11 protein-coding genes and 1 pseudogene are annotated in these 11,590 nt (G+C 71.6%); 10 read left to right on the forward strand and 2 right to left on the reverse strand.

What is annotated here, in order from left to right; all coding sequences use genetic code 11:
• The first annotated feature begins 273 nt into the window (after positions 1-273).
• The 7 genes from ACFVU9_RS44585 (at position 274) to ACFVU9_RS44615 (ending at position 8,793) form a co-directional block, all read left to right on the forward strand.
• Positions 274-903, forward strand: coding sequence for an RNA polymerase sigma factor (locus tag ACFVU9_RS44585; RefSeq protein WP_387603666.1), 630 nt, complete (start codon positions 274-276; stop codon positions 901-903).
• Between the two features lie 3 nt (positions 904-906).
• Positions 907-1,728: a hypothetical protein gene (locus ACFVU9_RS44590; RefSeq protein ID WP_387603669.1), complete on the forward strand. Its 822-nt coding sequence runs from the start codon at positions 907-909 to the stop codon at positions 1,726-1,728.
• A gap of 115 nt (positions 1,729-1,843) precedes the next feature.
• Positions 1,844-2,008, forward strand: coding sequence for a hypothetical protein (locus ACFVU9_RS44595; RefSeq protein ID WP_387603672.1), 165 nt, complete (start codon positions 1,844-1,846; stop codon positions 2,006-2,008).
• Between the two features lie 341 nt (positions 2,009-2,349).
• A complete protein-coding gene (locus ACFVU9_RS44600; RefSeq protein WP_387603675.1) occupies positions 2,350-2,613 on the forward strand; it encodes an SSI family serine proteinase inhibitor in 264 nt (87 codons plus the stop codon).
• 500 nt (positions 2,614-3,113) lie between these two features.
• Positions 3,114-3,509, forward strand: coding sequence for a hypothetical protein (locus tag ACFVU9_RS44605; protein WP_387603678.1), 396 nt, complete (start codon positions 3,114-3,116; stop codon positions 3,507-3,509).
• A gap of 13 nt (positions 3,510-3,522) precedes the next feature.
• Positions 3,523-4,479, forward strand: coding sequence for a hypothetical protein (locus tag ACFVU9_RS44610; RefSeq protein ID WP_387603681.1), 957 nt, complete (start codon positions 3,523-3,525; stop codon positions 4,477-4,479).
• Between the two features lie 93 nt (positions 4,480-4,572).
• On the forward strand, positions 4,573-8,793 hold the full coding sequence (locus ACFVU9_RS44615; protein WP_387603684.1) for a CHAT domain-containing protein: 4,221 nt from the start codon (positions 4,573-4,575) through the stop codon (positions 8,791-8,793).
• Between the two features lie 58 nt (positions 8,794-8,851).
• Here the strand turns inward: ACFVU9_RS44615 and ACFVU9_RS44620 are convergent.
• A pseudogene (locus ACFVU9_RS44620) lies at positions 8,852-9,007 on the reverse strand (hypothetical protein); the annotation flags it as partial.
• On the opposite strand from ACFVU9_RS44620, the gene ACFVU9_RS44625 reads away from it, so the two are divergent.
• Together ACFVU9_RS44625 and ACFVU9_RS44630 are read left to right on the forward strand one after the other, a co-directional pair.
• Positions 8,954-9,484: an ATP-binding protein gene (locus tag ACFVU9_RS44625; protein WP_387603687.1), complete on the forward strand. Its 531-nt coding sequence runs from the start codon at positions 8,954-8,956 to the stop codon at positions 9,482-9,484. The pseudogene ACFVU9_RS44620 and the gene ACFVU9_RS44625 sit on opposite strands and share 54 nt — an antisense overlap.
• Positions 9,485-9,555: 71 nt before the next feature.
• Positions 9,556-9,900, forward strand: a complete 345-nt coding sequence (locus ACFVU9_RS44630) for a DUF6193 family natural product biosynthesis protein (RefSeq protein ID WP_387603690.1) — start codon at positions 9,556-9,558, stop codon at positions 9,898-9,900.
• Positions 9,901-9,946: 46 nt separating this feature from the next.
• On the opposite strand, the gene ACFVU9_RS44635 is transcribed toward ACFVU9_RS44630, so the two are convergent.
• Positions 9,947-10,444: a transposase family protein gene (locus ACFVU9_RS44635; protein ID WP_387603693.1), complete on the reverse strand. Its 498-nt coding sequence runs from the start codon at positions 10,442-10,444 to the stop codon at positions 9,947-9,949.
• A gap of 524 nt (positions 10,445-10,968) precedes the next feature.
• Between ACFVU9_RS44635 and ACFVU9_RS44640 the strand changes: the two genes are divergently transcribed.
• The gene (locus tag ACFVU9_RS44640; RefSeq protein WP_387603696.1) at positions 10,969-11,307 is read left to right on the forward strand and encodes a hypothetical protein; all 339 of its coding nucleotides are present in this window, start codon (positions 10,969-10,971) and stop codon (positions 11,305-11,307) included.
• Positions 11,308-11,590 lie beyond the last annotated feature (283 nt).

Here is an 11,590-nt window from a genome sequence, read left to right on the forward strand (position 1 = left end):
ATCGCCCGCGACCTCATCCTCTGGTTGGCCGCCCGGAGCTTCCCCGGGCGGCCAACAAGGCACACCTTCGACGCCTTCTAAAACAGGCCCTAGCCCCCTCCCTGTACCCCCCTTGGCCGGCACCGCCGCCGCACTCCCCGGCGACCCCCGCGCCGCGGCTGCCGACGCCGACGCGGGCGCCATCCCCTGCACGGCGCCCACCTCGGCATCGACAGCCCGCCGCCGCCGCACCGCTCCGCGCAGCGAGGTGCCGGACCCGAGCCGGGGGTCCCGGTGAGCGACTCCCCGCCCGCCGACGCGGCCGACGCCGCCGGCACCCGCGCACCGAACCCCGCAGCGATCCCGGCCGAACTGCCCATAGCCTTCGTCGGGTTCCACGACCTCCACGCCCAGCGCTACATGGACTACGCGTTTGCCCACCTCGGCGACGCCGACGTCGCCAGCGAACTGGTCGAGGATGTCTTCCTCGCGCTCGCCGGGGCCTGGGAACGCGTCGTCTGCCAGCCCCGCCCCGCCGCCTACGCCTGGGCCCTGCTGCGCCGGGTCGTCGAGACGGAGTGCGACTGGCGACGCCAGCAACTGGCACTCATCGAGGAGGCCGCGTTCGCCTACGCGCTGATCAAGCGCGCCGAACGGGTGCTGGAGGAGATCGACCAGAGCATGGTCGGCGACCTCGAAGTCGGCATCAGCGTCGCCCGCGCGATCCAGGACCTGCCAGGACGCCAGCACGACGTCGTCGTACTGCGCTTCCTCGGCTGCTACGAACCGCCCCAGATCGCGGAAGTCATGGGCATCGAGGAAGGGACGGTCCGGTCCCTGATCTCCCAGGCAAGAACACGGCTGCGAGGACGTCTCGCACCACGCCGGACACTGGAGTCCGACGGCACGACTGACGAGGAGTGATCCGTGAACCCGCTCGACATCCTGCTGACCGGGGGCGGCATCGGAGCCGCGGGCCCCACACCGATCTACGATGCGGAATCCAGCCGCCGGCGCATCGCCCAGCGGCTCGCCACCCAGCGCGCCCGCCGCACCGCCGACGAGCGCCCCGCCCGACAGGACACCTGCTTCTGCAGCGCCTCCGCCTCCCTGGAGCCCTCCGCCCCTGCCGTCCCCGCCGCCCGCCAACCCACCGAGCGCCAGCGCAGCCGACCGGGCGGCCCCCGACCCGAGAACCTCAGCATCCACGACTACGCCGACCGCGACCTGCTCACCCTCGCCAGCATGGTCATCAACGAGGACTGGGCCAGCTCCGCCCTCCACCAACTCGGCCACGACGCCGACGTCCGCCTCGACCCCCGAGGCGCCCTCGTCTTCGCCTGCCTGCTCTACCTCGTCGGCCGCTACCAGGAAGCCCAATTCTGGTGGCAGTTCGCTGGCGGCGCCGAAGAACCCACCGCCTGCTACGCCCTCTACCTCCACCACGCCCGCCTGGGCGAGTTGAAGGCCGCCCAGCACTGGTTCCTGGAGGCCGCCCGCCTGGAAGCAAGCCCCCCGAAGGGAGACGTACGACCGCCCGCGGTGCCCCCGCTGGCGGACTACGTCCTCCTCTGCCTGCCGATTGCCGGTGACTACCGGGCCCCCACAGCGGTCCCGCACCCGCCGGACCCGGCGCTGCGCGAAGCCCTGGACGAACTCGAACCCGTGCGGGACGAGGAGTACGGACCGATCAGCCTCCCCAGCGACGACCTCGCCGGCCAGCTCCAGGACCTCGCCACCGCGAACTGACCCACCCCGCCCGCCCGGCGCCGGACACCGCCCGAGCCGGGCGGGCCCCAGGCCGTCACCTCCGCTACCGCCGGACCGCGACTCCATCCGGCTCCGACCCACTGGAGAGATCCCGATGTCCACCGTCTTCCAGAACGCCGCCCTCATCGCTGCGGCTAGCGGCTGCTGGTACGCCCTCGCCATCTCCACCGCCGCCATCACCGCGGTCGTCGCCCCAACCGAAACCCGCCGCCGCGACGCCCGGGAGGTGCTTAAGGTCCTCGTCCGCCGCAGCCGCTGATCGGCGCGGCCGCGCAGAGCCAGGACCAAGGCCTTCGCGGGGCCGGATCATGCGAACGGGTGCCTGCCGACTTTCTCAGGCCGTCGGGTCCGTGGGCGCCGGGCCACGATGAGCGCGTGACCACCGCATCCCCCATCTACTGCGACGGAGATGTCCTCGAAGAGACCTCCCCGCCCCGCCGGCTGCTCAAGGCGCTCGCTGCCGGCTAGGAGGCTTACTTCATCCGCGTGCGCGGCGACGCGCCGGGGGCGGTGGAACCGCGCGAGTGGGGTTGGGCCTACCGGGGCTGTGAGCAGGGCACACGCCTGGTCCGGCCAGCCGACGACGGACCCGTCAGGGAGGTGACGCTCACGTGCGACCCCGACGGCGGCAGCCACCCGCGGCCCATCGAGGCGTGCAGCCAACTGTGGAGCGTCAACGGCGACCCCGCCAAGCTCAACGTGTCGCCCAACGCGACCTGCATCCCCGAGTACGACCCACTGACCGCCAAGATCACCGGTACGTTGAGGGGCCGTCAGGTGGCGAAGTACTGGACCGGCAGCGACTGGTCCTCGCGGCCGGACGGCTCGACCTCCACCCCGTCTCCGCGGCCCAACTACGCCTGATCGGCCGCCAACTGGTCGCCCGGATCAACAGCAAGATGGGCCGGACCGGTGCTGGCAGGGGCCGGCGAAGCAGATTGGTGCGGCCGCCGCCGGTGCGTGAATGTGGCATCGGTGTTGCATCCATGCCGGAAACAGTCCTGTGAGCTGGGGACTTTCTGGTCCGGCTTGTTCATCGAGGGCGGCTGGCGGGATCGCCAGCGGTGTCAGTGAGGGACGAACAGACCACATGTTGCGCCGGTCCCGGGCGTTGGGGCACTGTCGTGTTCGCCATGACCGGGGCGGGCGGGGACACGGAGGCTCCGATCCGGTCAACGCCCACCAGATCTCCATACTTTCCATACGATCGACTACGGCTCCGTCACGATCACGCAGCGAACTTCTTGACACCACAACGCCGTCAACGCACCAGTGGCACAGTGCCCGTACGGAGGTGGGGACCGACCGGGAGCGGCGGGCCAGGCCTGCCCGGCTCCGGTCGGACGATCAGGGGGAGAGCACAAGTGCTCGATGAGGAAGACGCGTTGCGGCTCGCCGCGGCGTGCACGCACGAGTCCGAGATCCGCCGGCGGCTCCACGCCAGCGCGCCGGCCGCTGCGACGTCGCTGGACGCCGTCCTGACGCAGGACCGGGAGGAACAGGAGCTGCCGGGTCTGCTCGACGCGCTGCACCGGGCGCTGCGGGCCACCGGCGACCGGCAGGGACTGGACGCCTACACCCACGCGGGCCTGACGAACGATCGGGGTCTGTTCACGGTGGGTGTCGACCACGCCGTCCCGGTCGATCCCATGCTGCTGTGCCCGCTGCACCGCTGCCTTCGCCACGAGTCGCCCGACGCCCGCGCCGGTGCGCCCCGGTGCGCCGTGAACGGAGCGCCGCTGGTGCGCCGCGAGGACTGAGGGGGTCGGCTGCGTGCTCGCGGAACTGGGGAAGAAACTCGCCGAGAAGTGGCTCACCATACTGGTCCTGCCGGGCGCGCTCTATCTGGCCGTCGGAGTGGCGGCGGACCTGCTCGGACACACGCACGCGTTCGACGCCGCCCGGCTGGCCGACCGGGTCGGCGCTTGGGCGAAGGCCCCCGCGCTCGGCGTCTTCGGCGGCCAGGCGGTGCTGCTCGCCGCCGTGGGCGTCGCGGCTGCCGGGGTCGGGGTGGTCGCGCAGGCGCTCGGATCCCTGGTGGAACGGCTGCACCTGGCCGCCGACTGGCGCGGCTGGCCCGCCGGAGCCCGCGCCTGGGCGGACCTCGCCACCCGGCGGCGGCACGCCCGCTGGCAGCACCGGCGGGAACTGGCACGCCGGGCCCGGGCCCGGGACCACATCGCCGACCCCGGCTCCCGCCCGGCCGCCCTGGAAGCCTCAGTCGAGGCGCGCGCGGCCGCCCACCGCGTCAGCACCGAGGAGCCCGTGCGGCCCACCTGGAGCGGGGACCGCGTCCACCTCGCCGCGCTGCGCGTTCGACGCGATTTCGGGCTTGACCTGGCTGTGCTGTGGCCGCACCTGTGGCTGACCCTCCCGGACCTGCCGCGCGCCGAGGTCACCGCCGCCCGGCAGGCCCTGACCCGCGCGGCGATGCTCACCGCCTGGGCCGTGCTGTACCTGCCGCTGGCCCTGTGGTGGTGGCCCGCGCTGATCGTCGCGGCGGCACTCGCCCTCACCGGGCACCTCCGCTTCCGGGCCGCCGCCGACGCCTACGCCACCCTCCTGGAGGCCGTCGTCCGGCTGCACGCGGGCGACCTCGCGCGCCGGCTCGGCCTCGACTGCTCGGGCCCGCTCACCGCCGCCGACGGCGCGCGCCTCGCCGGGCTCCTGGTTCCCCGGCCGCTCCCGTCCGCGTCTCCGAGTGGTACCGCGCCGACGCTCCCGGCCTGACCCCGTACGACCCGAACCGACCCGGCGCGGCGCGTCCGCCGCGGCCCGGTCCGACCGTTCGCGGTCCCGTGGGACCGCCTTCACGAAGGATGGGTGAACAGCGACATGACGCGTGCGGCACGACTGGTGGCGGTGTGGGCCCGGATCAACCGGGTCGCCCAGGAGGAGAACACGGCCCCGCTGCTGGAGCCCGCGGCGCTCGACGAAGCCCGGGCGCTGACCGAGGACTTCGCGGACGGCGACACCGAAGCGGCGTACGTGCTCGGCTGGTTCCACTGGCTCCGCTACCAGGCCCTGCCCGAGGGCGAGGACGAGGAGGACTTCACGGCAGCCCACGATGCCTTTGGACTGTGCTTCGTGCTGGGCGTGCCCGGCGTGCCCGAGATCATGCTGCCGAACCTCGCCAAGGCCGCCGTCCCGGATGCCACCGAACTGCTGGAGCGCTCGCAGTTCTCCCCCGACCCCGGCGTGCTCTCCCACGCCGTTCGGCTGTGGCAGCGCATCGTCCAGGCCACCCCGGCCGACCACCCCTACCGCGCCGACCGGCTGTTCCACCTCGGGATCGCCCTGGAGGACCGCTACGAACGGCTCGACGACCCGGCGGACCTGGACGCCATCATCACGGTGGGACAGGCCGCGGGGACCGCCGGCCCCGCCGACCACCCCGACCGGGCGCGGCGGCTGGGCAACCTGGGGAACGCCCTGCGGCGGCGCTTCGAGCGGCAGGGGAACGCGGCGGACGCGGAGGAGGCGATCCGCGTCCTGCGCCTGGCCGCCGACGTCTCGATCGACGCCCTCGACCGCTCGGTCATGCTGCTCAACCTGGCGATGGCGCTACGCAGCAGGTTCGCCTGGGCGGGCGCAGCGGCTGACCTGGACGCGGCGATCGCGCACGTGGATGAGGCGGCGGCCATCGCCGCCCCCGACCACCCCGAGCTGCCCCGGATCCTCTCCCTCCGGCAGGAGCTATCCGAGCACCGGTCCGGGGACCGGGAGGTGCGAGCGGGCACGCACGACCTGGTCGAGCGCTTCGCGGCCGCGGTGGACACCGCGACCAACGCCGCCGACCGCGCGGAGCGCCTGTTCGACCTCGGTGAGGCCCTGCGCTTCCGCTTCCTGCGCAGGGGCGTGGTGGCGGACGTGGACGCCGCGATCGGCCGTTTCCTGGAGGCCGTGGCGGTGACCCCTCCCGGTCACCCCGACCGGGCCAGGAGGCTGTGCCACCTCGGTGAGAGCCTGCGCCTCCGCTACAACAGGACGGACCGGCCGTCCGACCTGGACGCGGCGATCGACCGCTTCGACGAGGCGGTGGCCGCCGCCGTCGACCCGGATGAGCGCGCCACGCAGCGGTTCCACCTTGGCGGCGCGCTCATCCAGCGCGCCCTGGACCGACGGGCGCTTGCGGACGTGCACAGCGCGATCGGCTGCCTGCGGCAGGCCGTGGACGCCGTTCTGAGCGACGCCCCCGGGCAGTCCGGCCCCCCTGACCGTCCCGACCGTCCCGACCGGACGACGCGGCTGGTCCGGCTCACCCAGGCGCTGCAGGTCCGCTTCGAGCTGACTGGTGAGATGGCGGACCTGGACGCCGTGATCGACCAGACCCGCGCGGCAGCGCCCATCACTCCACCGGACCACCCCGAGCGGGCCTCGCTGTTCATCGCGCTCGGCGGCGCGCTGGGCAAGCGGGGCGAGCTGATGGGGACGCCGGCGGACACGGACGCCGCCATCGGATACTTGACGGAGCTGCTGGAGTCCACGCCGCCCGAGCTGCTGCACCGGGTCGGTGTCCTGAACAACCTCGGCATGGCGCGGCGGGCCCGCTTCGAGCACACGGGAGCGCTGGAGGACCTGGACGCCGCAGTCGACCACTTCCGGGCGGCGGAGGAGGCCGCCGACGACGACGACGAGCGCTCGGTCCCGCTGACCAACCTCGGCAACGCGCTGCGAGACCGGAGCGAGCGGCTGGCCACGGCGGCGGACGCGGACGCCGCCGTGGCCAGCCTGACCCGGGCGGTCACCCTCACTCCCGCCGGCCACTCCCAGCGCGCGGTGCGGCTGTCCAAGCTCGGAATGGCACTGCGCTCCCGCTACGACCGGACGAACCGGGACGCGGACCTGGACGGCGCGATCAACTGCTTCACGGAGGCGGCGTCCCGCGCCGGGGGCACGCCCGGCCTGGCCGGCATCCTGACCAACCTGGGCGGCGCGCTCCAGCGCAGGTTCGAGCTGACGAAGTCGCCCGCCGACCTGGACGCGGCGATCGACCGCCTGGGCGAGGCGGTGGCCGCCGCCCCGACGGACAGCCTCGAACGGGTCGCGATGCTGAACAACCTGGGCGGCGCGCTCCAGCGCAGGTTCGAGCTGACGAAGTCGCCCGCCGACCTGGACGCGGCGATCGACCATCTGACGGAGACGGTCAGCGCCGTCCCCGCCCACCACCCCGACTACGCGCTGGGGCTGTCCAACCTCGCCAGCAGCCTGCTGACCCGCTACCAGCGCGCGCAGAGGCCGGCTGACCTGCGCGAAGCGATCTCCTGCCGGCTGGCGGCCTCGAAGGTGCGGTCCGCCGCGCCCGGCCGCCGGATCGTGGAGGCGGCCCAGGCGGCGGGCCTGCTCGCCGCGTCGGGCGACCTGGCCGCCGCGGCGAACGCGGCGGAGAGCGCGGTCCTGCTGCTTCCACAGGTGGCGCCCCGACGCCTGGAGCGCGGCGACCAGCAGTACGCCATGGCCCATTTCTCCGGACTGGTGGGCGACGCCGCCGCGCTGGCCCTCGCCGCCCCGGGCGGAACCCCCGCCGGGCGGGCCGAACGCGCCCTGGGCCTGTTGGAGACCGGCCGGGCCGTCCTGCTCAGCCAGGCCCTGGAGACCCGCAACGACCTGACCGACCTGCGCAAGCACCACCGCGAACTCGCCGAGCGCTTCAGCGACCTACGGGAACGGCTCGACAGCCCCGCCGACGCCGCCGCACCTGGCAGTGCCGTCCCCGGGCCGACCAGCCACGGAACGGCGACGCACAGGCCGACCGCGGACGAGCCGCCGCGCGAACGGCACCTGCTCGCCCGGGACTTCGCCGACCTGCTGACGGAGATCCGCACACGGAAAGGCTTCGACACCTTCGCGCTGCCACCCGCCCCGGCCAAACTCCGCGCCCAGGCGGCCCACGGTCCCGTCGTGGTGTTCAACACCAGCGCGTACCGCAGTGACGCGCTGCTGGTCACCGAGCGCGGCATCCGGGCCCTGAACCTGCCAGACCTGGCCCTGCAGCCCCTGGCCGAACGGATCGACACCTTCCTGCGGGCGCAACGGGATACGTCGAGCCCGGACCAGGACGAGCGGGTCGAGGCCGAGGCCGCCATGGCCGAGGTCCTTCGGTGGCTGTGGGACGCGGCCGCGGGCCCGGTGCTGCACGCGTTGGGGTTCCACGGGCAGCCCGGCGACACGAAGGACTGGCCGCGGGTGTGGTGGGTGCCGGGCGGCCTGCTGGGGCTGCTCCCCCTACACGCCGCAGGCCACCACGACGACCCGCGAGACCGTCCGGACCGGCGCACGGTGATGGACCGGGTCGTCTCCTCCTACGCTCCGACGATCCGCGCGCTGCGCCACGCCCGTGAACGCGCCCGGACCGCCGCGACGGCCAGGCCGGCGCGCAGCCTGGTCGTGGCGATGCCGACCACGCCCGGCCTGCCCCGCGACGGACGGCTGAGGCACGTCGGGAAGGAGGCGGCGGTCCTGCTCGAGCGGCTGCCGGCCCCGGTGCTGTTGCGGGAGCCGGGCCCCGGCGAGGATCCGGCCGGCCGGGGGTCGCCAGTGCCGACGAAGGCCGCCGTCCTGGAGCAGCTGCCGGACTGCTCGATCGCGCACTTCTGCTGCCACGGTTCGAGCGACCCCGCCGACCCCTCCCGGAGCCTGCTCCTGCTGCACGACCACGCGGACGACCCGCTGACCGTCGCGGGCCTCGCCGCCGTCGAACTGGGACGGGCCCGGCTGGCCTACCTCTCGGCCTGCCGGACGGCGGCCATCGACACCGCCGAGCTGCTCGACGAGGCCATCCACCTCACCTCGGCCTTCCAGCTCGCCGGGTTCCCCCACGTGATCGGCACACTGTGGGAGATCGACGACGAACTCGCGGTGACCGTCGCCGAGTTGTTCTACGACGGGCTGGGGAACGGGGCCGGGGGGCTGGACCCGGACCGCTCGGCGTACGCGCTCCACCGGGCCGTCCGCCTGATCCGCGACGGCTACGACCTGCCCGCCTCGATGGACCTGAGCGGATTGCCCTCACTCTGGGCCGCGTACCTACATTCGGGCATCTGAATCCGGGGGCGAGCAGCTCCGAGGACGCGCCGTCTGCTGGCGCCACTACAGGGGTGCCGCAGGCCAGTGCCTCCAGCACCGACAGCTCGAACGTCTCCACCGGACAGGGCGCCAGCGCCACATCGGCCGTGCCGATCCGGCGCGCGAGCTCCCGTCGACGATGAGGTACCCCTGGAACGTCACGGGCGGTTCCACCGCCCTGCGCTGGCTCCACGCCAGCGAGTCGGTGATCTTGTTCGGACCCGTCGGCGTGGGCAAGACACACGTCGCCCAGGCCCTGGGTCACCTCGCCGTCCGGCAGGGTGCGAACGTCCGCTTCGCGAAGACCAGCCGGGTCCTGGCCGAGCTCGCCGGCGGCCATGCGGATCGCACCTGGGACAAGCGCATGCGGGAGCTGATCCGACCCGACGTCCTCATCCTGGACGACTTCGCCATGCGGCAGCTGAGCGCGGCCCAGGCCGACGGCCTATACGAACTGGTCTCCGAGCGGCAGGGCCGGTCGCTGATCATCACCAGCAACCGGGCTCCCAGCGACTGGTATCCCCTCTTCCCCAACCCCGTCGTCGCCGAGTCGCTGCTGGACCGGCTGATCAACACCGGCCATCAGGTCATCATGAACGGCCCCAGCTACCGGCCCAACAAGAGGCCGAGGAACCCCGCCAGCAAGATCGACACGCCGCCGATCGGATAGCACTCGCCTGCCGACACGGGGCTGCGGCAGTGCTACTTGTCCCCAGCCCCGTGATCTTGGACGATCGCCTCATGCCTGAAGCCCCTGACATCCCGACCGCCTGGCGTCAGCTGCTGGAGCGCACTCCGGGGACCCGGCAAGGGGACCCGCTGGTCGTCGAAGCCGCGCATGCCCAGCCAAGGCTCCGCTGCCTCTACCCATGGCCGAGCCACGGCACCCTGAAGTTCCTGCGATCTGCCCCGTCCTGGGATCGCTCGGACCCCGACGACCTGCCGTTCATCGTCTGCGGTGGGCCGCCCTACAAGGTCTACTCGACCGGATACTCCACCCTGCTCGGCGAAGCAGACACACCAGAGGAAGCCGCCGCCCTCGTGGTCGCTCATCTCCCAACCGACGGCGCGAACTCAGACGAGTAGACCAGCCCAGCACCTGGGGAATTCCCTGACCAGCGCCCTTGGGGAATTACTTGACCGTCCACAGGTGGATCCTGCGGCCGTTCGCCTTGGCGGTGCCGCGCAGACTCTTGCCGTCCACGGACACCCCGCGCAGGTCAGCTACACCGGCTGCTTTCGGGCGGCGGTCGGCGAGCCAGCGACCCACCGCCTGGTCCAGCGCGTCGCCGTCGATGCGGGTCAGCAGCCGGCGGACCGTCGACTCAGCCGGCACCAGCCGCCTGGGCATCAGCGGATCCGGCCGGACGCCGAGACGTTCCAGCACGTGGGCCGGGGCATCGGCGATCCACTCACCGACCGCCAACAGCGAGGTCGCTTCGGTCAGCACCGCGCACGCGGTCAGCGCCAGCACTACGGCCAGGGTATGGCGCACTCCACGCGGATGGCGCGGATCCGGCACCTCGGCCAGCCGCTCCAGCAGCCCCGGGATCTCCTCGGGACTGGGCTCGGGCTGCTCGCGGAGCTGGTCAAGGGCGGGCGGGATCGGTGATGATGCGTCGGCAAGCACGGTCTTCCACTCGGATCACGGGGCGTAGAGAACTCTATGATCTTGGAAACCGCGCCTGTCACGTTCTGGAAGGTATGCCCGACAGATCGTCACGCACCGGACGTCATCCGACTACGCTGAAGCCCTGGTGTTCAGGGCCAAGCTTATGGGCGGGCTTGGGAACTGTGTTGAAGTGCTGGGCCCTCCTTCGAAATGGCGGGTGCGGCGGCCAGGCACTCCAGGTCGGGGACGAACCGGTGCGCGCCTCCCCGCTGTCCAGCTACCGTTGCTCATTCCCCACCGCCCGTGTAATCCCTAGATGAGGAGCCAGACCCCGCAAGGATCTGACAGATCCTCAGGTTGGTTAGGCACGTATTTGCACAATCACTATAAGGGCCGGCAAACCCGCAGTCCTGCATGCACTGGTGAAACCAGGCCATGCAGTCGTCAAAAGTATAGGGTTCGTCGTCGTCTCGCTCAGGGGTGAATGGACGCCTTGCGCGGGCAGAACTTCCTCGCCGGACTGGCTGTGCAACAGATTTGATATGCGAGGACCTTTCCGCGCGTCCGCTCAACTGGCGGAAGATTCCTGCAACTGTATCGTTTACGAACTCAACTTCCGCCACAAGCAGTTTTTCGCCGCAGCAGTTGTATGCGTCACCGGTTGGGGTTACGGACTCAATGTCCGCTTTTTCTACGGTAATTGCGTGTTCGCATGCGCATCCACCACCGCCAACTACGGGAGTGATTACTACATGGTCGCCTGCGGCTGGCTTGATGATGGCACGGTGGGGGAGTGCGCTCTGTCGGCTGAGCAGGTCATCGACGCTGATCTTTTCCTTATTCATTGTCATTCGGTCCCCGGTTTTCCTTTAGCGGCTTAGTTGGTTGATATTCAAGCGGCTACTCGAAGTTCACGTTCACCGTAAGCAGAGGGATCGGTGCGAGGCAACTGGAAATGGGCCAGATGGATCACAAGCTACATTGTTGCTCCGATGAGTCGCTCGAAGTGGCGCGGCGTAAGGCGGCGCGCGGGAAGAAAATCAGGGCGACGAGCGGTGCTGAACAGGCAGAAGCCGATACGGGCGCGGCCTCGCTATGAGGCCGCGCCCGTAACGCAATCTCTTATACACAACACCAAACCCACCAGACCAAGCAATATAGAGT

The sequence above is a fragment of the Kitasatospora sp. NPDC057936 genome (assembly GCF_042887525.1).
Lineage (GTDB): Bacteria > Actinomycetota > Actinomycetes > Streptomycetales > Streptomycetaceae > Kitasatospora.